This window comes from Parabacteroides sp. AD58 (genome assembly GCF_023744375.2).
In the GTDB taxonomy this organism is placed as follows: Bacteria; Bacteroidota; Bacteroidia; order Bacteroidales; family Tannerellaceae; genus Parabacteroides; species Parabacteroides absconsus.
Map to the genome: position 1 here is coordinate 196429 of NZ_CP146284.1, position 20843 is coordinate 217271.

18 protein-coding genes are annotated in these 20843 nt (G+C 43.2%); 12 read left to right on the top strand and 6 right to left on the bottom strand.

The annotated features are described in order from the left end of the window. The first annotated feature begins 71 nt into the window (after positions 1 to 71). On the top strand, positions 72 to 1292 hold the full coding sequence (locus tag NEE14_RS00775) for a hypothetical protein (RefSeq protein WP_251968323.1): 1221 nt from the start codon (positions 72 to 74) through the stop codon (positions 1290 to 1292). A gap of 116 nt (positions 1293 to 1408) precedes the next feature. Further along, on the top strand, positions 1409 to 2008 hold the full coding sequence (locus tag NEE14_RS00780) for a YqgE/AlgH family protein (RefSeq protein WP_251968322.1): 600 nt from the start codon (positions 1409 to 1411) through the stop codon (positions 2006 to 2008). Here the strand turns inward: NEE14_RS00780 and NEE14_RS00785 are convergent. The 4 genes from NEE14_RS00785 to fabD form a co-directional block, all read right to left on the bottom strand. Beyond that, a complete protein-coding gene (locus tag NEE14_RS00785; protein WP_251968321.1) occupies positions 2005 to 2547 on the bottom strand; it encodes a GNAT family N-acetyltransferase in 543 nt (180 codons plus the stop codon). The genes NEE14_RS00780 and NEE14_RS00785 overlap by 4 nt on opposite strands. A 7-nt stretch (positions 2548 to 2554) precedes the next feature. Further along, a complete protein-coding gene (locus tag NEE14_RS00790) occupies positions 2555 to 3727 on the bottom strand; it encodes a glycosyltransferase family 2 protein (protein ID WP_251968320.1) in 1173 nt (390 codons plus the stop codon). Positions 3728 to 3743: 16 nt separating this feature from the next. Continuing rightward, complete coding sequence (gene recR / locus NEE14_RS00795) at positions 3744 to 4367, bottom strand: recombination mediator RecR (protein ID WP_251968319.1); 624 nt, start codon at positions 4365 to 4367, stop codon at positions 3744 to 3746. A 104-nt stretch (positions 4368 to 4471) separates the two neighbouring features. Continuing rightward, positions 4472 to 5353: an ACP S-malonyltransferase gene (gene fabD / locus NEE14_RS00800; RefSeq protein ID WP_251968318.1), complete on the bottom strand. Its 882-nt coding sequence runs from the start codon at positions 5351 to 5353 to the stop codon at positions 4472 to 4474. A 143-nt stretch (positions 5354 to 5496) separates the two neighbouring features. Between fabD and NEE14_RS00805 the strand changes: the two genes are divergently transcribed. The 8 genes from NEE14_RS00805 to NEE14_RS00840 all read left to right on the top strand — a co-directional run bounded on the left by NEE14_RS00805 (position 5497) and on the right by NEE14_RS00840 (position 14741). Continuing rightward, entirely contained in the window at positions 5497 to 5700 is a 204-nt protein-coding gene (locus tag NEE14_RS00805; protein WP_251968317.1) for a Sec-independent protein translocase subunit TatA/TatB, read from the top strand. A 5-nt stretch (positions 5701 to 5705) separates the two neighbouring features. Continuing rightward, positions 5706 to 6530, top strand: coding sequence for a twin-arginine translocase subunit TatC (gene tatC / locus NEE14_RS00810; RefSeq protein ID WP_251968316.1), 825 nt, complete (start codon positions 5706 to 5708; stop codon positions 6528 to 6530). Between the two features lie 345 nt (positions 6531 to 6875). Beyond that, the gene (locus NEE14_RS00815) at positions 6876 to 7460 is read left to right on the top strand and encodes an HU family DNA-binding protein (RefSeq protein WP_251968315.1); all 585 of its coding nucleotides are present in this window, start codon (positions 6876 to 6878) and stop codon (positions 7458 to 7460) included. A 55-nt stretch (positions 7461 to 7515) separates the two neighbouring features. Further along, on the top strand, positions 7516 to 9726 hold the full coding sequence (locus NEE14_RS00820; RefSeq protein WP_251968314.1) for a GH92 family glycosyl hydrolase: 2211 nt from the start codon (positions 7516 to 7518) through the stop codon (positions 9724 to 9726). Positions 9727 to 9754: 28 nt separating this feature from the next. Then, positions 9755 to 10729 carry a calcium/sodium antiporter gene (locus NEE14_RS00825; protein WP_251968313.1) on the top strand — a complete coding sequence of 325 codons (975 nt, stop codon included), beginning with the start codon at positions 9755 to 9757 and terminating at the stop codon, positions 10727 to 10729. A 10-nt stretch (positions 10730 to 10739) separates the two neighbouring features. Beyond that, positions 10740 to 11633 (top strand): helix-turn-helix domain-containing protein, encoded by an 894-nt coding sequence (locus NEE14_RS00830; protein WP_251968312.1) that lies wholly within the window; start codon positions 10740 to 10742, stop codon positions 11631 to 11633. 107 nt (positions 11634 to 11740) lie between these two features. Continuing rightward, a complete protein-coding gene (locus NEE14_RS00835) occupies positions 11741 to 13732 on the top strand; it encodes a glucosamine-6-phosphate deaminase (protein ID WP_251968311.1) in 1992 nt (663 codons plus the stop codon). A gap of 103 nt (positions 13733 to 13835) precedes the next feature. Next, complete coding sequence (locus NEE14_RS00840; protein WP_251968310.1) at positions 13836 to 14741, top strand: ThuA domain-containing protein; 906 nt, start codon at positions 13836 to 13838, stop codon at positions 14739 to 14741. A gap of 141 nt (positions 14742 to 14882) precedes the next feature. On the opposite strand, the gene NEE14_RS00845 is transcribed toward NEE14_RS00840, so the two are convergent. Together NEE14_RS00845 and recJ are read right to left on the bottom strand one after the other, a co-directional pair. Beyond that, complete coding sequence (locus NEE14_RS00845) at positions 14883 to 16811, bottom strand: RecQ family ATP-dependent DNA helicase (RefSeq protein ID WP_251968309.1); 1929 nt, start codon at positions 16809 to 16811, stop codon at positions 14883 to 14885. Positions 16812 to 16831: 20 nt separating this feature from the next. Next, positions 16832 to 18559 carry a single-stranded-DNA-specific exonuclease RecJ gene (gene recJ / locus NEE14_RS00850; protein WP_251968308.1) on the bottom strand — a complete coding sequence of 576 codons (1728 nt, stop codon included), beginning with the start codon at positions 18557 to 18559 and terminating at the stop codon, positions 16832 to 16834. 312 nt (positions 18560 to 18871) lie between these two features. Here recJ and NEE14_RS00855 point away from each other — a divergent pair, with 312 nt between their 5' ends. Further along, on the top strand, positions 18872 to 19432 hold the full coding sequence (locus NEE14_RS00855; RefSeq protein ID WP_251968351.1) for an L-threonylcarbamoyladenylate synthase: 561 nt from the start codon (positions 18872 to 18874) through the stop codon (positions 19430 to 19432). A 5-nt stretch (positions 19433 to 19437) separates the two neighbouring features. After that, positions 19438 to 20841: a sugar transferase gene (locus tag NEE14_RS00860; protein WP_251968307.1), complete on the top strand. Its 1404-nt coding sequence runs from the start codon at positions 19438 to 19440 to the stop codon at positions 20839 to 20841. Positions 20842 to 20843: the final 2 nt, after the last annotated feature.

Consider the following 20843-nt stretch of genomic DNA (forward strand, 5'->3'; position numbering starts at 1 on the left):
TGGTTTATCCTATTTGCTGATGGAGTCATGTCCTTTTTTTACTTTTGCACCTAATAAAAGAAGTGAGGAAAATGAGAAAATGGATTCTTTTGCTGACCTGGATAGGTTGCACATTTTCAGCCGTAGCACAACTTGATACGAAATTATATCGTTCGGAAACAAAGATAGATTCGTTGGATCAGGGTAAATGGCTGGTGGAGTTGGATAATATTACCTTTTTCAAGGATAATGAATACGCCGGAAGGTTACAGAAAGGTTACACCTTGCCGGGGTTTTGGTTACAGCCGAAGCTGGTATACTATCCTTTATCGAATGTTAAACTGGAGTTAGGGGCACATTTACTACGTTACTGGGGCGCTGACCGCTATCCTGATGGAACATATCAAGGCATCGCAGACTTGAATAGCCCTACGTATCAGAAAGGATTTCATGCTTTACCCTGGTTGAGAGCACAAGTTGATTTGGGCAATTGGTCGCTTGTCTTTGGTGATATTTATGGGAAAAGCAACCATCGTCTCGTAGATCCTCTGTATAGTTCTGAGTTGAATCTGACGGCTGATCCGGAGGCCGGATTGCAGGTTTTATATTCATCTGTTCATTTTGATATGGATGTGTGGGTTGACTGGCAAAGCTTTATTTTTCGGGATGATACGCATCAGGAACGATTTCAGGTAGGTTTCTCTTCCCGATTTAAGTGGAACAGTGAAGAAAGTCCTTTTCATGCTTATCTGCCGTTGCAGGTTATGGCACAGCATCGAGGTGGAGAAATTGATACTATTCATGTAAATTCGGTGCAGACACTGATGAATGGAGCGGCCGGTTTAGGTTTAGTATGGAACACGAAAAAGCCTGTATTGAGAAGAGTGGGTGCGGAAGCCGATTTCGTCTTTTCATATCAGCAGGCTGGACACCTTTGGCCGGTAGAGTCGGGAACTGGTTATTATCTGAAAGCTTATGCTGATCTGAAGGACTTTCGCGTAAAGGCTGCCTGGTGGAGAAATTACTCATTTGTTTCTTTGCAAGGAAATCCTTTTTATAGTTGCCTGTCGGTTGATGAACCGGGAACTCAATTCCGTTCGACAGGTATGTTCTGCTTAGGGTTGGAATATGCCCGAAATTTAGGACATGGAATAATCTTGGGAGCTGATGCCGATATTTATCTTCACAAACCTTTTGAGAAACTTGTTTCAGGAGAAGGCTGGGAACACAAGTCTTTTTCAAATAGTTTTTCGATAGGTGCTTACTTGCGTGTTAATCCTTCCATTCTGATCAGACATTTTGGAAAAGAGTGAACATATAGAGATTTATTTTTAAGAATTTGTGAAATTAAGTCCCAATATATTTGTTATAGTCATTTATAAACCTTATCTTGGAGCTTAAATTATATACACATCTAATTAAGAAGCTGATGATCTCTAATAATAACATCTTTAAAGTAGTCCACAATGATTTACTTCCTCAGCCTGGTCGTTTATTGATTTCGGAACCTTTCTTGCGTGACGCCTATTTCCAGCGTTCGGTAGTCTTATTGGTCGAGCACTCCGGTGATACGGGTTCCATGGGGTTTATCCTGAATAAAAAGACAGACATGACAATCAACATGCTGTTCTCTGAATTCGAACATTTACCGGAAATACCTATTTATTTAGGTGGTCCGGTGGCATCAAACCGGTTGTTCTTCGTTCATTCATTGGGCAATACGGTTGTTCCCAATTCATTTGCCATCAATGATCATTTGTATTTTGACGGAGATTTCGACGCTTTACGGGATTATATGCTTTCGGGAAATAGCATTCATGATAAAGTAAAGTTCTTCATCGGATATTCGGGTTGGGAGAAAGGGCAGTTGAAAGATGAAATCAAAGCCAACTCCTGGGCCGTAGGTCATGCTGATGACCAACGGGTGTTTGAAGATTCGGGTGAGGCTTTCTGGAAGCATTCTGTTGTGAATTTGGGAGAACAGTATCGCCCGTGGATTCAATTTCCAAAAGATCCGTTTTTGAATTAATCTCTTTTCTTTTCCTGAGCGCGGATTCGCTGCAGAACGAGAACGTCTTTATATCCTTCGGTTGTATGGAGCCAGTCTTTCAGTGTCCCCTGAATCTCAAATCCATTCGTGAGGAATAGTTGCAGACTGGCTGTATTTTGGGCCGGGATATGTACATACAGCTGATGAAGTTTTAAGAAGGAAAAACCATACTCGAGCGTCAGTTTGAGGGCTCGCCTTCCTATTCCTTGATGTTGATATGCCGGATCGACAAGCATTCCCATGGCTGCCCGGCTATGATGCGGGTCAAAATTGAAAAGATCCATCAGACCGGCTGCTTTCTGGTCTTTCCGGTGTTCGATGATCAATCGCAATTGTTTGAGATCATAGATGTCGCGATGTGATTCAGCAATGTACTCTCGTAGTACATATTTCGAAAAAGGAGCTAATGTATCGCCAACTTCCCACCAGTCGGCATTATTTTCCCATCGGTATAAAACATCCAGATCTTCTGGTTCAATGGCTCTCAGCTGTATTAGGTCGTCTCGTAGTAAAGTCATATATATCTTATTTTCCAGGTGAAACAAATAAGTTGTGTTCTCTGTGGAAGATATGATAGATCATCTGCTTGTTGGGCATTAAGTCCATCAACAGAAACATCTGTTCGAAGCGGGTGTCCGGATAAACGAAGACAATGTCGGTAAAACGCTTCATCTGATTCTTCCGGCAGACAGCCGCTGTAATCCGTTCTTCATTCAAGTCCCATAGATTGATATATTCGCAGGTCGGAAATTTCTTAGCAATGATTTTCTTTGCTTCTTCCAAAGATTCTTTCCGGCAAACCACTAATACACGGCGATGTTTAGGCGTAGCCGACTTTTTCCTGCCTATATTACAGAGTGTTGTCAATCCGGCACGAAGCATAACGGCCGTTCTGACAGCCAGGCTTAATAAAGGAGACGACTGGGAATAATGCTTACGGTAGAAGATCAGCATGGCTCCATAAAAACGCTGGAGAAAACGATATGACATTTTCTGTGTGCTTTCTCCTTTATAATGCAGCATCCGCTCCGGCATGTAGTAATTCTTGTAACCTCCCTGGATAAACCGATAGGATAGATCGATGTCTTCACCGTACATAAAGAAGTCTTCGTCCAATAATCCGATCTTGTCGAGAGCCTCGTGACGCATTAGCATGAAAGCCCCGCAGAGCACATCCACTTCGTGTTGTTCATCCGGTGAAAGATACGGCAAAGCATAGCTGGCATACTTGGGTGAGTTGGGGAATAGTTTTGATAATCCGAACAACTTGCAGAATGAAACCCAAGGTGTTGGGAAGGAACGCTTGCTTTCTGCCAGGAATACGCCATTTCCGTTAAGCATCTTTAATCCTAAAGCTCCAGCTTCGGGATGATCTTCCATAAAGAAGTAAAGACTCCGCAGTGATTCTTCTCCAATCACTGTATCGGGATTCAGCATCAGTACGTATTCTCCTTTGCAGATCCGGAATGCCTGGTTGTTGGCTTTGGCAAAACCAACATTCTCCTGATTTTCGATGAAAGTGACTTCCGGAAACAATGGTCGCAGATAGGCAATAGACTGATCGGTTGAATGGTTGTCGACTACATAAATGTCTGTTTCCAAGCCTTGCGTAGCCGCCCGGACCGAATAGAGGCATTGCTCCAGAAAATACTTGACATTATAATTAACGATAACGATAGATAACTGAGTCTCGTACATGTGGGAAACCGATTAATTAAAGTTTTATTGCATCATTAAAGCTGGTCCGGTTCAGGATAGAACGGCCCAGGGTTACTTCATCGGCGTATTCGATTTCATCGCCGATGGAAACACCGCGTGCGATTACGCTTATCTTTACATCAAACGGTGAAAGCTTGCGGTAGATAAAGAAATTGGTCGTATCGCCTTCCATGGTCGTACTTAATGCCAGGATAACTTCCTTCACCTCTCCACTTTTGACACGTTCTACCAAGCTGTCGATTTCCAGATCACCCGGTCCGATTCCGTCCATAGGTGAAATGATTCCGCCTAACACGTGATAGACGCCGCGGAATTGTCCGGTATTTTCGATGGCCATCACTTCCTTGATATTTTCGACAACGCATACAAGCGAATGGTCGCGTGCCGGATTGGCGCAGATCGAACAAAGATCCTCATCGCAGATATTATGGCAAACGCGGCAGTACTTGATGTCTCTCCGCAGGTCTACAATAGCCTTGGCAAAGCTTTCGGCATAAGGCAAGTCTCTGCGCAGGATATGCAAGGCCAGCCGAAGTGCCGTTTTCCGGCCTACGCCGGGTAACGACGCCAGTTCGTTGACTGCATTTTCCAGTAAGACGGATGGATATTTGTTGTTCATGAAAGATAACCAGCTAATTGATACGAAAAATCAATCATTACCGGATATGACGGAATCATCAGCACCTCCGGTAATGATTGAGAAAGAAAGGGAAATTCGGAAGATTATTGTCTGCCTTCCGTTGTAACTTCTTTGTTGATCTTCTTGATCAGACCCTGCAGAACGCTGCCCGGACCTAATTCGATGAAATGTGTAGCTCCATCAGCGATCATGTTCTGAACAGACTGCGTCCAGCGAACCGGAGCTGTCAGCTGAGCAATCAAGTTTGCCTTGATGGTATCCGGACAAGTTTCACCCTTGGTGCTTACATTCTGGTAAACCGGACAAGAAGGAGCCTTGAATGAAGTTGATTCGATGGCTGCTGCCAGTTCGGCACGGGCCGGTTCCATCAGCGGAGAATGGAATGCACCACCTACTTTCAGCTTCAGAGCACGTTTAGCTCCTGCTGCCAGCATCTTTTCGCATGCTTCGTCAATACCTGGAATCGTACCGGAAATAACGATCTGTCCCGGACAATTATAGTTGGCACAAACTACTACCTCGTCATGAATACCTGCACAGATTTCTTCCACCTTTGCATCCGGCAATGCCAATACGGCTGCCATTGTCGACGGAGTCTTTTCACAAGCTTTCTGCATTGCCATGGCACGTTTTGAAACCAAAACCAAACCGTCTTCGAACGACAAGGCTCCGGCTGCTACCAAAGCAGAAAATTCACCTAATGAATGACCTGCTGTCATATCCGGCTGGAAGTCTTCGCCCAATGTTTTAGCCAGGATCACGGAGTGAAGGAAGATGGCAGGCTGAGTAACTTTCGTTTGTTTCAAATCTTCATCTGTACCTGCGAACATCAGGTCTGTAATACGGAAACCTAAAATATCGTTCGCTTTTTCAAACATCTCTTTTGCAAGAGAATTGTTGTCGTACAGGTCTTTGCCCATACCTACAAACTGCGCGCCCTGACCGGGAAATACATACGCTTTCATGATTCTTAATAATTTTCTAATTTTAGTTTTTTAAGACGGCACAAAGGTAATAAATTTCGAATAATGTGGGTATAATTCATTTCAAATAGTATCTTTGTGCCCGTTAAAGATTTATTAATAGATTATTTTAATGTAATAATATCATGGATAATTTACTATTTATTGGAAATTTAGGAACAGGCGAAATCATTATTATCGCCCTGATTGTGCTTTTGTTGTTTGGTGGTAAGAAAATTCCTGAACTGATGAAAGGCTTGGGTAAAGGAGTGAAGAATTTTAAAGACGGCGTTAAAGGCTTAGAAGACGATATTAAGTTAGACGATACGGACAACAAAGGTAAGAACTAAGAAAGATGGAACAACAAGATGAAATGTCATTCTGGGATCACCTGGAAGAACTTCGTTGGACCTTATTTCGCATCATTGTAGCTCTTTTTATCTTTGCCATTGCCGGTTTTTCGGTAATGCCGTGGTTGTTCGACCATGTGGTGACGGCTCCTTGCTATTCTGATTTTATTACGTACAGGGAAATGTGCAAGATCAGTTCGGTACTCTCCGTTTTACCTGATTTCTGCAATGAAGATTTCCATGTGAATATTGTCAATATCAAGTTGGCGTCGCAGTTTTTTACTCACATGACGACTTCGTTCTGGCTGGCTCTTCTGCTGACATTCCCGTATATGATGTACGAGATCTGGAAGTTTATCAGTCCGGCTTTGTATGAGAACGAAAAGAAAAACGTCCGCTGGGTGTTTTTGTGCGGCACGATCATGTTCTTCATTGGTTGTGCTGTCGGGTACTTCCTGGTGTTTCCGATGACGCTCCGCTTTCTGGCGACTTATCAGTTAAGTGCGGCGATCGTCGAGCAAGTATCGTTGGATTCGTATATGGACAATTTCCTGATGCTTATTTTTGTGATGGGACTTGTCTTTGAAATGCCGCTCGTGTCGTGGCTTCTGTCGCAGATCGGTGTGTTGAATCGCTCATTCTTCCACAAGTACCGTCGTCATGCCATTGTGGCTTTGCTGGTAGCGGCTGCCTTTATTACACCAAGTAGTGATCCGTTTACGTTGGGTATCGTCTTTTTCCCGCTTTACGGGCTATATGAATTGAGTGCGTTCTTTGTGAAGAAAGCACCAAAGGAGGACGAGACAGAAACGGAACTCGAAGCGGAATAAAACAATAAAGTTCATTTACCTGAATAAAAAGATCGCTTCGGCAGATGGAATATCTGCCGGGGCGGTCTTTTTTTGTTTATAGGCTTGATAGAAAAGTGTTGACTGTTATGGATTTTCTCGTCAGTTATTGTATATTTGCATACAGGAAATAAACTTTCCGACGGTCGACGGAATAATGTGCGACGATCGGCGGAATAGTTTCCGACGGTCGGAGGAAATATATCCGATGGTCGACGGAAGATTAATTACTCATTGATTTTTCTGTAATAGGTAGGCGGTGAACAGTTAGTCTTTGGGGAAAGGAATAATAATATCATGGGGAAATAAAGTGAAAGGAAAGAAAAAATGACAGCAAATTACAAGTTGGTGAAGAATTTATCGGCCCGGAAGTCAGACGGGAAAGTCTTGTATCATGCACGCTATGTGCCGGAAAAGACGGTCAGGACAGACGAGCTGACCAATCAGGTCAGGGAACGGACGGCCTTGTCGCCGGCTGATCTGAAGGCAGCCCTGCAGGTATTACAGGATTTGATTGTCGATTCGTTGAGCAACGGGCGTAATGTCGAGCTCGAAGGCATAGGAACATTCAGTGTGGTGTTGGCACATCGTCCGCTTGAAGATAAGAAAGTGCGGGCAGAATCCATTCATTTTCGGGATGTTCATTTCCGTTCGTCAAGTAAATTACGCGAGCGGTTACAGCATATGCTATTGAGGCGGGTCGATGCCGAAACTCCTTCGGTCCTGACAGATGCCGAGCGGGAAGAACGTACGTTGTCTTATCTGCAGGATCACCCGTATATAACTGGTCGGGAATATGCCTCTCTGAATGAATGCGGCCGTACGAAAGCATCGGCCGATTTGCGACAGATGCTGGAAAAGGGTAAGTTACAGCGTAAACGTTTTGGTGGAATGTGGTTGTATTCCATCTGATTTTTCTTTACATTTGCATAGATGATAACAATAAACATTTAATACATTCATAAGCATGAAACACAAATACACTTTCTTGTTCGCTTTGCCTTTGTGCATGGGACTGGCTTGTACGCCTTCTCCTCAGAAAGAGGGTAAGGATAATCTGATCGGATATGTAAATCCGATGATCGGTACAGACTTTACCGGAAATACTTATCCGGGAGCCCAGGTGCCGTTTGGTATGGTACAGCTGAGCCCGGACAACGGACTGCCGGGTTGGGACCGTATCTCCGGTTATTTCTATCCGGATTCTACGATCGCCGGATTTAGTCATACACACCTTTCGGGAACAGGAGCGGGCGATTTATATGATATCTCCTTTATGCCCGTAACGAATCCGTATAAGACGGGAGCAGAGCCGTTGGGAATTTATTCTTCGTTCTCACATAATGACGAGTCGGCTTCTGCCGGATATTACCGGGTATTATTGAAAGACTATAATATTAATGTAGAACTGACGGCAACTGAGCGTTGTGGTATCCAGCGTTATACGTTCCCCGAAGCCGAATCATCCATCTTCCTGAATCTGAAGAAGGCGATGAACTGGGATTTTACGGCTGATTCGCATATCGAAGTGGTCGATTCATGTACTATTCGCGGGTATCGTTATTCGTGGGGCTGGTCACCGAAACAGCATGTCTATTTCCAGACCCGTTTCTCTCGTCCGTTTGATGCCTTCCAGCTGGATACGACAGCGGTTATAACGAAGGATAAAGGTCGTGTCGGCACGGCAACTGTAGCCCGTTTCGATTTTAAGACCAAGCAAAATGAGGAAATTCTGGTGACGACGGCCTTATCGGGTACCAGCATGGAAGCCGCTGCCCGAAATCTGGAAGCAGAAGCTCCGAAAGATGATTTTGATTCTTATCATCAGCAGGCAGAAACCAAATGGAGCAAGGAACTGGCTAAGATTGAGGTAACATCGGAAGACGCAGATAAGAAGACAATTTTTTATACTGCCATGTATCATGCTATGTTAGCGCCGACTATCTATTCGGATGTAGACGGTTCTTATTTCGGACCGGACGGGCAGGTACATCAAGCCGAAGGTTGGACAAATTATTCAACTTTCTCTTTATGGGACACCTTCCGTGCTTCTCATCCGTTGTTTACCTATATCCAGCCGGAACGGGTAAGCGATATGATTCAGTGTTTCCTGAACTTTTATGAACAGAGCGGAGCTCTTCCGTTGTGGAACCTGTATGGCTGGGAGACCGATATGATGATCGGTTATCATGCGGTTCCCGTAATCGTGGATGCTTATCTGAAGGGAGTTGGAAATTTTGATCCGGTGAAAGCCCTCGAAGCCTGTGTGGCAACGGCAAACCGGGATGATTATCGTTCGATAGGTTTCTATAAGAAAAACGGATACGTGCCCAGTGATCAGGAAAACTGGTCGGTGTCGAAGACGTTGGAATATGCTTATGATGATTATTGTATAGCCCGGATGGCCGAAGCGATGGGAGAGAAGGAAATCGCCGATGAGTTCTACAGCCGTTCGCAGAATTACAAGCACACATTCAATCCGGCAACATCGTTCATGCAGCCGCGCGATTCGAAAGGAAACTTCAGTACAGACTTTGACCCGGAAGCATATATCGAAGATATTTGTGAAAGCAACGGATGGCAATACTATTGGTCGGTTGCCCATGATATCGATGGCTTGATTAAACTGACAGGTGGTGAAGCTCGTTTTGCCGAACGTCTGGACAGTATGTTTACCTATGAAACGGCCGATAAGAGCAAGTTGCCAATTTTCAATACGGGAATGATTGGCCAGTATGCACATGGTAACGAACCGAGCCATCATGTGATTTATTTGTTTAATCGGGTAAAGCAGCCTTGGAAAACGCAAAAGTATGCATCGCAGGTAATGCATACCTTATATACGAATACACCGGATGGTATTTGTGGTAACGAAGATTGCGGACAGATGTCGTCGTGGTTTGTATTCAGTGCGATGGGATTCTATCCGGTAGATCCGGTTAGCGGGCAGTATGAAATCGGTTCACCGATTTTCCCGGAAGTCAAGATGCACCTGGCTAATGGAAAGACTTTTGTTGTCCAGGCAGAGAATGTAAGTGATGAGAATATCTATATCCAGTCGGTAAGCGTAAATGGCCAGCCATACAATAAGAGTTATATCACCCATGAGATGATTATGCAAGGTGATACCATTCATTTTGTAATGGGTAACCAGCCGGGACCGGTTTGGTATGAATAAGCTTATATGTGTAGTTTAATATAAAATAATGTTGGATTTAATCTATTTGATAGGAGGATTGGCGCTTATTTTGGTAGGCGCCAATGCGCTGACCGACGGTTCGGCAGCAGTGGCGAAGAAGTTCCGGATTTCGGATTTAGTGATAGGTCTGACGATTGTCGCTTTCGGTACATCGGCACCCGAATTGGTTATCAGCCTGCTGTCGTCAATCAAAGGCAGTGCAGAAATGGCTATCGGTAACGTAGTCGGGAGTAATATCTTCAATATTCTGATGATTATCGGTTGTACAGCATTGGTCTTGCCGATGAAAGTGGGAGAAGGAACGATGAGTAAGGAAATTCCCCTGGTTATCTTGTCTTCATTTGTGTTGGCCTTCTTTGCCAACGACATTTTATTAGACGGAGGAACGGTGAATGTTATCAGCCGGATCGATGGTCTGGTTCTGCTGGCCTTTTTCCTGATCTTCATGCGTTATACCTTTGCCATTGCCCATAACGGATCGGAGACAGAATCTGGTGAAGAACAGAAAATCAAAGAGATGCCGGGCTGGAAATCCGCATTATTTATCTTGGGTGGTCTGGCCGGGCTGATCGGAGGCGGACAATTGTTCGTAGAAGGTGCGAGCGGGATTGCCCGTTCGTTGGGAGTCAGTGAGTCCATCATAGGTCTGACATTGGTGGCTGGTGGAACTTCTTTACCCGAATTGGCTACTTCCATTACGGCAGCCTTGAAGAAGAATTCCGGTATTGCCATAGGAAACGTGATTGGTAGTAACTTATTCAATATCTTCTTCGTGTTGGGTTGCAGTGCAACGGTTTCTCCATTGCCAATGGGAAATATCAATAATGTAGATGTGGCCGTATTGATCGGATCTTCTGTGTTATTCTGGCTGGTTGGCTGGTTCTTCAAGAAACGGACCATTACCCGTATCGAAGGAGCCTTGCTGGTGATTTGTTACGTGGCTTATACAGGATATTTGATATCCCAGCAGGCAAGTGTCTGAGGAAAGAACGATGAAAAGTAATCAGCCCATCAGGTTAGGTCTGGAAGAAATTAGCCGGTTTCAGATAGACATGCGGAATAAGAACCGTATTCTGTTGCCTGATTTCGGCATATTGAATGCAATCGATGAAGAAATTCTGGTTCGTATGGTTCGCGGTGTTCCTTACCGTTTGACGGAAGGACGGATTGCTTTGCTTTTGAAAGGGGAAGGCATCATACATGCTAAACTGCAGACATTCCACGTGAAAGCTCCGGCGGTTGTCATCCTTTCACCAGGCGTGATTGCACAGATTGAAGATATATCTAGGGCAGAGCAAGTTCGCTTTCTGATTTTTCAGAATGATTTTATCTGTGAACCCAAACCGTCTGATCTGTTACAAAAGTATTTGAACGGAATGTTGAATGTTTTTCTGCCTTTGAAAGAAGAAGAAGCCTTTTGCGTAGATCAGTTTTTTCAGACTATCTGGCAAACTCTTCAGACCAAGGGCTGGCAGCGTGAAGCCGTTCGTCATGTGGTATTCGCCCTCTTTCATTATTTATCTTGCCTGTTGCAAGAGCAGATGCTTTACGAAGAAAAGCATCAGTCTCGGCAGGAATATATATTCAATCAGTTTATTCAGTTAGTCAACCAGTATGCCAATCAGGAACGGAATGTGTCATTTTATGCCGACAAGCTCTGTCTTACTCCTCGGTATCTGAATAGTCTGATTCGACAGGCCAGTAGCCGGACAGTAATGGATTGGATTAATGAGGCTGTTATTATAGAGGCGAAAGTTCTGTTGAAATACAGCGATAAGCTGATTTATCAGATAGCTGATGAACTGAATTTTCCCAATACCTCTTTTTTCTGTAAGTTCTTCAAGCGAATGACCGGAATGACACCGTTGGCCTATCAGAAGAGCTGACAGACCGTTTATCTTAATTCCGTTTTTTTATACGAACAGACAACAAATCCCGAAAATTATTTGTTCCTTTATAGAGAGAAATAAAATACGTCTTAAACAATAATATGATGAAAACAAATTTAAGTTCACAAATTACGCTGACGCGTATCCCAACCCGGTATTACCGTCCGGAAAATGCGTTTGAACATTCGGTACTGACCCGTTTGGAAAAAGTGCCGACAACCATTTACGAATCGATGGAAGAGGGTTCGTTTGCGATAGCGAAAGAGATTGCCACTCAGATCCGGAAAAAGGAAAGTGCAGGTCAGAAATTCGTCCTGGCTTTGCCAGGAGGCCGTTCTCCGGAGAGCGTTTATAAAGAATTAGTCCGGATGCATAAGGAAGAACAATTGAGTTTCCGTCATGTCATCGTTTTTGTTGAATACGAATTCTACCCACTGTCATCTTCAACAAGTGGAGTGGTGAACCGACTGAAAGCTGAATTATTCGACCAGGTTGATATATTACCGGAGAATATTTATTATCCGGATGGCTGCATGCCGAAAGATGCAATACTTGAATTCTGTACACAGTATGAAGAGAAGATTCAGCAGGTAGGAGGCATCGATTGTATGTTACTTGGAATAGGGGCAAACAGCAATATCATGTTCAATACGGCAGGAACTTTACAGAGTTCACGCACACGGATGGTTCTGCTTGAAGGCGCTTCCCGAAAAGAAGCAGCAGCGACTTTCTCTTCGACAGACAATGTACCGGCTGGTATCATTACGATGGGAATCTCGACGATGCTGAAAGCCCGTAATGTTATTCTGATGGCTTGGGGAGATGAAAAAGCGGCGATTATGAAAGAGACAATTGAAGGTAAGATCAGTGATGGTGCGCCTTCAACTTATCTGCAGATTCATCAAAATGCAAAAGCAGTTGTTGATTTGTCGGCTGCTTATAGCCTGACACGTATCAGTCATCCATGGCTGGTAACAAGTTGCGAGTGGGACAATAAACTGATTCGCCGTGCTATCGTCTGGTTGTGTCAGAAGACAGGGAAACCTATTCTGAAGCTGACAAACAAAGATTACAGCGAACACGGACTGGGAGAATTGTTAGCTCTGTATGGTTCTGCTTATAATGTAAATATTAAGATATTTAATGATATTCAGCATACAATTACAGGTTGGCCTGGTGGTAAACCGAATGCCGATGATACCGACCGCCCCGAACGGGCTACTCCATATCCGAAACGGGTATTGATCTTCAGTCCGCATCCCGATGATGATGTGATTTCGATGGGTGGAACTTTCCGCCGTTTGTGTGATCAGCATCATGATGTACATGTCGCTTACCAGACTTCTGGAAATATTGCGGTAGGTGATGAAGAAGTTGTTCGCTATTGTGAATATCTGCGCGATGTATGCAGTAAATATTCGCCTTCGGATACGGTCATTAAGGATAAAGCTGATGAAATTATCCGCTATCTGCGTTATGAGAAGGTAGAGAATAACGAAGCAGAACGTCCGGATGTCCTTTTCATGAAAGGAACCATCCGTCGGGAAGAAGCACGTCATGCCTGCCGTTACACCGGTATCAAAGATGACAGCCACATTCACTTCCTGGATCTTCCGTTCTATGAAACCGGTCTGGTAAAGAAGAACCCGATCAGTGAAGCCGACAAGGATATTATCAAAAATCTGCTGGAAGAATTGAAACCTGATCAGATCTTTGTGGCTGGTGATTTGGCCGATCCGCACGGTACGCACAAGGTTTGTCTGGATGCGATCCTGGCTGCCGTGGATGAAATTAAGGATGAAGACTGGCTGAAAGCTTGCCGAATCTGGATGTATCGTGGTGCTTGGGCTGAATGGGAAATGGACCATATCGAAATGGCTGTTCCTATTTCTCCGGAAGAATTGCGCCATAAGCGGAATGCTATCTTAAAGCACCAGTCGCAGGCGGAGAGTGCTCCTTATCTGGGTGACGACGAGCGTCTGTTCTGGCAGCGGGCAGAAGACCGTAACCGGGCAACGGCTGAATTATACCGTCAGTTAGGATTGGCTTCTTATGAAGCGATGGAAGCTTTTGTTCAGTATATTCCTTTGCGGTAATCATTCATAGAAAACGAGTTGACAAGCGGTGCGTTTCAAGCTCTCCTTGTCAACTCGTCAACTTGTTAACTTAACAGACAACATCTTAAACTCACACAATATCATGAAACAAATCAAGAAATTAGGGCTTCTCCTGGCAGCCTTTATGTTAGGAATCTTTTCTGTCTGGGCTCAAAAGCCAATCAAGACGTTGGTTGTAACCGGACAAAATAACCACAACTGGCCAGTCAGTCACATAGCTATCCAAAAGATTTTGGAAAATTCCGGCTTATTCCAAGTTGATTTTGCTATTTCTCCTCAGAAGGGAGAAGATATGTCGGCTTTTGCTCCCGACTTTTCTGCCTATCAATTGGTCGTACTCGATTATAACGGCGATCCATGGCCCGATAAAACCAATCAGGCATTTGTAGATTATGTCAATAACGGTGGGGGCGTGGTGATTTACCATGCTGCCAATAATTCTTTCCCCAACTGGAAAGAGTATAATGAAATTTGTGCGTTAGGTGGTTGGGAAGGTCGTGATGAGAAGTCTGGACCTTATGCCTATTGGGAAAACAATCAGTTGAAGAAAGACATGACGGCAGGTCCGGGCGGTTCACATGGCTCGCAGCGTGAATATGTATTGACAGCGCGTAGCCAAGGACATCCGATTATGCAGGGTTTGCCGGACAAATGGATGCATGCTCAGGATGAACTTTATGACCGGATGCGTGGTCCTGCCAATATCGGAACGCTGATGTATACGGCTTTCGCTATCAAAGATGAAGGTGGCTCAGGTCGTGAAGAACCCCTTGTCTTTACGGTTGATTATGGTAAAGCCCGGATTTTCCATATCATGTTGGGACATGCCGGTGAAACTCTGGAAAATAATCCGGCCATGCAGTGTACCGGTTTTCAGGTCTTGTTGCTACGCGGTTCAGAATGGGCAGCTACTGGAAAGGTAACTCAGAAAGTTCCTGCTGATTTCCCGACAGCTACAAAGGTTTCTTATCGGAAGGATTATAAATAAGTGGTTGGATTTATAGTATCTTTTGCAGTATCGGCGAGAATTGTACTTGATCACATGTGATTACTTCTTGAAGATAGATTTTCAACCTTTAATCACATGTGATCTGTAACTGATAAAGATGTCTTCAGTAAAAAGGAAAGTTTAGGACTTTACTTCGTTAGACTCATCATGAACCATAGAGAGGAATCCTTCTTCCAAATGAAAATGTTCATCGTTATCTGCCAGAAATCGGATCACTTGTAAAATCTTTTCTTGCGGGAACGTCAATATTTGCAGAAGCGACGTAACTGATGCAGGTTTTTCCCGAAGTTGCTCAGTCAAGGCTTCTTGGATGGAATGAAACTCGGCTAGAGTCAGTCCGCTGCTGTGCTGTTGCAAACAGACGTCACATGTTCCGCAATCTTTATCCTGCTTCTCCCCAAAATATCCCAAAAGAATACGTGTACGGCAGATATGCTGGTTGTGAATATATTCCAATACTTTCCCGATTCGCGCCTCGTTGCGTGCCTTTCTTTCTTCGTAAGCAGAGCGGGGAATTGACAGATACTTTTGTTCTTCACGAACTTGCCGGTAAATAATCAGAGGCGTTTTCTTCTGTGGGATATAGTTCACAATACGGTATTTGGAAAGACCTACCAGCAGATGATATACTTCGTCTGGTGTACATCCGGCACGTGTAGCAATTAGGCTTTCGTTGATATAAACATAATCAGCGAATAAACCGGTGTAGGAGCGAAGAATAACTTTGATAACTGTATCCGTCAGTTCATCCTGACGCAGGTAGCTATACAGTTCTTCGCGGGTAGCCGTAAAGATGAGTCGGGAAGCATTGTCTACTTCTTCAACATATTCCAAGTATCCTGCCAGTTCCAGCAGTTTGATGGCGCTGTGAGTTTGGATAATAGGTAACTTAAAAGCCGAACAGAAATCCGTGATGAGGAAATCGTGGGCTGTATCTAATCCAAAACCTACAGCTATCTGGAAATAGTTTCCCAAAGCTTCGTATACCCGATAGATAAATTCCTTGGGTGGAAATTCGTCACTGATACGTTTCTTTAATTGGGCCGTATCAGTAGGAGAACAAAGAGCAACTGCATAGGCTTTGCGTTCATCACGCCCTGCTCGTCCGGCTTCCTGATAATATTCTTCGAGTGAGCCTGGCATATCTAAATGTACTACAACACGAACATCAGGCTTATCAATACCCATTCCAAATGCATTTGTAGCGACAATGACGCGGATTTCATTATTCTTCCACTGGTTTTGTTTTCTCTCTTTTTCGTCGTGATTGAGTCCGGCGTGGAAGAAATCGGCAGAAATGCCCTCTTTGCGTAAGTACTCTGCTACTTCTTTTGTCTTTTTCCGGTTACGAACGTAAACAATGGCTGTTCCCGGTACCCGACTGAGAATATGAACCAGCATTTGCAGTTTGTCTTCCGTTTGTCGGACAATGTAAGCGAGGTTCTTACGTGCAAAGCTTTTGGAAAATACGTTCTTCTTTCTGAAGAGCAGGCGATTCTGAATATCGTCTACCACTTCCGGTGTAGCAGTTGCTGTGAGGGCTAATACAGGAATATTGGGTAAGAGCTTTCTAATCTCTGCTATTTTCAGATAAGAAGGACGGAAATCATATCCCCATTGGGAAATACAATGGCTTTCATCGATTACGAGCAGACTTACCTTCATTGCCTGAAGCTTGGCCAGAAAGATTTCGCTTCCCAGTCGCTCAGGTGAGATATATAAGAATTTGTATTCACCAAAAATACAGTTCTCGAGTTGGGTAATAATCTCCTGCCGGCTCATTCCTGAATGAATGGAAGTAGCTTTGATACCGATTCGTTTCAGGTTGTCAACCTGATCTTTCATTAATGCAATCAATGGAGTAATGACAATACACGTTCCGTCCATGAGCAGGGCCGGTACCTGAAAAGTGATTGATTTACCGCCTCCAGTAGGCATCAATCCTAAAGTATCGTTTCCTTCATAGACGGAATGTATAATGTCTTCCTGAAGTGGTCTGAAAGAATCGTATCCCCAGTATTTCTTCAGAACATCATGGAACGATGTCATACGCTAAATTTCTTCTTTTATTATGTTGTTTCGGTTTGTATATCCTTAATCATCAGCTGAAAAGACGCATTCCCGTTGTAAATGCTTTCTTCGATGGTATAGCAAATATTAAAAGGTTTCATCAGCTTTATATGTGCATTATACTGACTCATGCCGAAAGCAATGCCATGAATGGGTACACTGGCTGATTTGCTGTCGATAATCTCCAATTTAATATGTTCCTGATCTCTTCCAACAAGCTTGCTGGTGCCGTAGTCCTGCACACCATATGTACAGAAGATTGGCTTCTGATTGTTCGGACCAAATGGACTCATCTTTTTCAGATCACTCAGGAATTTGGGCGTAATCTCTTTCAAATCCAGAATCGCATCAATATCCAATTGAGGAATCATTTGTTCCGGTATGATGTGTTCCGCAGCTAACTGGAAGAAACGCTGTTTGAATGCTTCCAGATTCTCTTCTTTCAAAGAGAAACCCACGGCATAGGTGTGGCCACCAAAGCTTTCTAATAAGTCTCGACATCCTTCAATGGCTTTATAGATATCGAAACCTGTGACAGAACGGGCCGATCCTGTAATCAGATCAGACGATTTTGTCAGAACAACAGCAGGACGATAGTACTTTTCGGTAAGTCGGGAAGCTACAATTCCGATAATACCTTTATGCCATTTCGGATTGTAGACAATGACTGCCTTTTGATGGTCTATATCGTTAAATTCATTGATGATAGCATTAGCTTCATCAGTAATCTTTTTATCGAGTTCCCGCCGTTCTTCATTATATTGATTGATATTCTCGCTCATCTTACGTGCAACCGCACTGTCTTTGGCCAGTAATAATTCAACGGCTTCTTCCCCTTTCATCATGCGCCCTGAAGCATTGATACGTGGACCAATCTTGAATACAATGTCACTGATGGTGATTTCCTTACCGGATAATCCACATACGTCAATAATTCCCTTTAGTCCTAGACTTGGATTGCTGTTGATTTGGCGAAGTCCGTAATAGGCGAGTATTCTGTTCTCGCCCGTGATAGGGACGATATCAGAGGCAATACTGACTGCTGTAAACTCCAGAAGCTTTTCCAACTCAGAAAAAGGACGCTTATTGCTGATGGCAAAAGCCTGCATAAACTTGAATCCGACTCCACAGCCCGAGAGATGTTCATACGGATAAATTGAGTCTTCTCGTTTGGCATCGAGCACAGCAACGGCATCCGGAAGAGTCTCATCCGGCATGTGGTGGTCGCAAATGATAAAGTCTATGCCTTTCTCTTTTGCATATTCAATCTTGTCGATCGCTTTAATACCGCAATCTAACGAAATGATCAGGGTGACACCTATGCTATGTGCATAATCTATCCCTTTAATGGATATTCCAGAACCTTCATCATACCGGTCAGGAATATAGTAATACAAATTCGATGTATAAGCTCTCAGATACTTATACACCAACGACACAGCTGTTGTGCCGTCAACATCATAATCCCCGTAGATAAGGATTTTCTCCTTTTCACCTAATGCCTGATTTAGCCGGCTGACCGCTTTCTGCATGTCAGGCATTAAAAAAGGATCTTCCAAGTCATTCAGACTAGGTCTGAAGAACTTCTTTACCTCTTTGGCAGTTTTTAATCCACGCCGGACCAATAGTAAACTGATAACCGGACTGAGTCCCAGTTCGGCAGCCAGATGGTCTCTTTCTTGAATTTCTGTCTGTGTTGGAGGTTGATAATTCCATTTGTTAGTCATTTATATATTCTTTTTCTTTTTATCTATCTCATCTTTCATATTGAAATAAGATCGAGAGGCATGATGTATGTGCTTCATTGTACAAGATTTTCTTGCTATAACTGTCTGCCTATGGAGTCTATTCTTTAATTAAAAACAAGACCTCAATATGAAAGTTCAAGCTTTCCACCTGAATTAATCCGTAAAGTTAGAAATTATAATTGGGTTTCATGCTGTTCTTTTCCGAAAATAGTTTTTTTCTTGTTATTTTTTCTAAGTACGCAGAATGATTTGTATTTTTGTCAGACTAAAAATAAGCGAACAATGATTTCAATGGAAGAAGATATAAAAAATGCGTGCCGGGTTATGCAGGAAGGTGGATTAATCCTTTATCCTACCGACACAATTTGGGGAATTGGCTGTGATGCAACCAATGAAGAGGCTGTAAGGAAAGTTTACGAATTGAAGAAGAGAGCGGATAATAAGGCTATGTTGGTATTGATGGACAATCCGGTTAAACTAGAAACCTATGTAGAAGATGTTCCTGATATTGCATGGAATCTGATAGAAGTAGCTGACAAACCTTTGACGATTATTTATTCAAAAGGGAAAAATTTAGCATCAAATCTATTAGGGGCAGACGGTAGTATTGGCATTCGGATTTCACAAGAAGCTTTTTCAAACAAGCTTTGTTTTCAGTTTCGTAAACCATTGGTTTCTACATCTGCAAATGTGAGCGGTGAACCTTCACCCGCCAACTTCAGTGAAATTTCAGATGAAATTAAACGAGGCGTAGACTATATAGTAAATTATCGGCAGGATGATATGAGTAAAGCTTCTCCTTCAAGTATCATCAAATTAGGTAGTGGTGGTTTGTTCCAGATTATCCGTTAATTTGTATGAGCTATAATAGAGAAACCTGGAGATATATTGTTACAGACTTTCTGACAGCGGCCTTGGTTTGGCTGGCTTTCAATGTGCTGCGCTATTATCAGCAGGTTATCTTTCGTGATGCAAGTACACTAGGTGAGTTTTTACTCTACCCATCTGTCTGGTTCGGACAAATCTTTATTCCATTTTACTGGCTGGTAATTTATTATTTTTCGGGCTACTATAATAAACCGCTGGCTAAGTCTCGGCTCTCTGAGTTTTGGGTAACATTAATTTCTTCCGTAATAGGAGTATTTGGTATTTTTATGTTCTTGATCCTGAATGAACTCCCCATTCGGTATCAGATATATTATTACTTTTTCTTTGAATTGCTTGGGTTGCATTTTATTGTAACTTACTTGACTCGTCTTCGTTTGACTATACATTTGTTGAGGCGAATTCGGCAAGGTGATTTTGCTATTCACGTATTAATTTTGGGTACGGGCGAGAAAGCGTTATCTCTATCTCAATATTTAGAGAAAATAGGGACAAAGGTGGTGGGTTTTGTTCGTATTTCGAAGGAAGAGGATAATCAGGTTAACTCTGAAAAGATCTTGGGAAGTTACACCGATCTGCCAGTATTGATGAAACAATATTCTGTAGAAGAGCTGAATGTCGCGACAGATGCCTTGGGCGAAGCTGCGTTATCTCAGTTTCTTTATTCCTTGTATCTGTATAAGAAGCCGATCAAGGTGTGGATGGATAAGAAAACAATATTATTTTCTAAAGTGAGGCTGAAGACAATCAGTTCCGTACCTTTGGCTGAGATTACCGAGAATAATTTTTCGGAAGCAGAAAAGAATATTAAAGCTTTTGCCGACCGGTTTGTTTCTTGTTTAGTCCTGATACTTTTGTCGCCTTTATTTGCTTATATCGCATGGCGTGTTAGAAAAGATTCGCCCGGACCTATCATTTATCGGCAGGAGCGAATTGGATTTCATGGCCGTCCGTTTATGATTTACAAATTTCGCACGATGTATGTCGGAGCTGAAGATGCAGGGCCGGAATTGTCTCATGAAAATGATTCTCGGATTACACCGTTTGGTGCTGTCATGCGGAAATATCGTCTGGATGAATTACCTCAGTTTTGGAATGTATTGAAAGGCGATATGTCGTTGGTCGGACCCAGGCCTGAACGGAAGTATTTTATTGATCAGATTGTGCAGAGGGCTCCATATTATTATTTATTACATAATGTGAAACCGGGAATTACTTCTTTAGGAATGGTAAAGTATGGATATGCGAGTACTGTTGACCAGATGTTGGAACGGTTAGAGTATGATATCATTTATTATGAAAATATGTCGCTGGCTTTAGATATAACTATTTTGGTTTATACCATAAAGACAGTTGTGACAGGAAAGGGTATTTAAAG

Bases quoted from the DNA above. Each gene is read 5' to 3' on its own strand.
- NEE14_RS00780 (WP_251968322.1), top strand. From the start codon at position 1,409: ATGATCTCTAATAATAACATCTTTAAAGTAGTCCACAATGATTTACTT.
- NEE14_RS00785 (WP_251968321.1), bottom strand. From the start codon at position 2,547: ATGACTTTACTACGAGACGACCTAATACAGCTGAGAGCCATTGAACCA.
- recR (WP_251968319.1), bottom strand. From the start codon at position 4,367: ATGAACAACAAATATCCATCCGTCTTACTGGAAAATGCAGTCAACGAA.
- NEE14_RS00805 (WP_251968317.1), top strand. From the start codon at position 5,497: ATGGATAATTTACTATTTATTGGAAATTTAGGAACAGGCGAAATCATT.
- NEE14_RS00835 (WP_251968311.1), top strand. From the start codon at position 11,741: ATGAAAACAAATTTAAGTTCACAAATTACGCTGACGCGTATCCCAACC.
- recJ (WP_251968308.1), bottom strand. From the start codon at position 18,559: ATGACTAACAAATGGAATTATCAACCTCCAACACAGACAGAAATTCAA.
- fabD (WP_251968318.1), bottom strand. From the start codon at position 5,353: ATGAAAGCGTATGTATTTCCCGGTCAGGGCGCGCAGTTTGTAGGTATG.
- NEE14_RS00840 (WP_251968310.1), top strand. From the start codon at position 13,836: ATGAAACAAATCAAGAAATTAGGGCTTCTCCTGGCAGCCTTTATGTTA.
- tatC (WP_251968316.1), top strand. From the start codon at position 5,706: ATGGAACAACAAGATGAAATGTCATTCTGGGATCACCTGGAAGAACTT.
- NEE14_RS00855 (WP_251968351.1), top strand. From the start codon at position 18,872: ATGGAAGAAGATATAAAAAATGCGTGCCGGGTTATGCAGGAAGGTGGA.
- NEE14_RS00825 (WP_251968313.1), top strand. From the start codon at position 9,755: ATGTTGGATTTAATCTATTTGATAGGAGGATTGGCGCTTATTTTGGTA.
- NEE14_RS00845 (WP_251968309.1), bottom strand. From the start codon at position 16,811: ATGACATCGTTCCATGATGTTCTGAAGAAATACTGGGGATACGATTCT.
- NEE14_RS00815 (WP_251968315.1), top strand. From the start codon at position 6,876: ATGACAGCAAATTACAAGTTGGTGAAGAATTTATCGGCCCGGAAGTCA.
- NEE14_RS00860 (WP_251968307.1), top strand. From the start codon at position 19,438: ATGAGCTATAATAGAGAAACCTGGAGATATATTGTTACAGACTTTCTG.
- NEE14_RS00790 (WP_251968320.1), bottom strand. From the start codon at position 3,727: ATGTACGAGACTCAGTTATCTATCGTTATCGTTAATTATAATGTCAAG.
- NEE14_RS00820 (WP_251968314.1), top strand. From the start codon at position 7,516: ATGAAACACAAATACACTTTCTTGTTCGCTTTGCCTTTGTGCATGGGA.
- NEE14_RS00830 (WP_251968312.1), top strand. From the start codon at position 10,740: ATGAAAAGTAATCAGCCCATCAGGTTAGGTCTGGAAGAAATTAGCCGG.
- NEE14_RS00775 (WP_251968323.1), top strand. From the start codon at position 72: ATGAGAAAATGGATTCTTTTGCTGACCTGGATAGGTTGCACATTTTCA.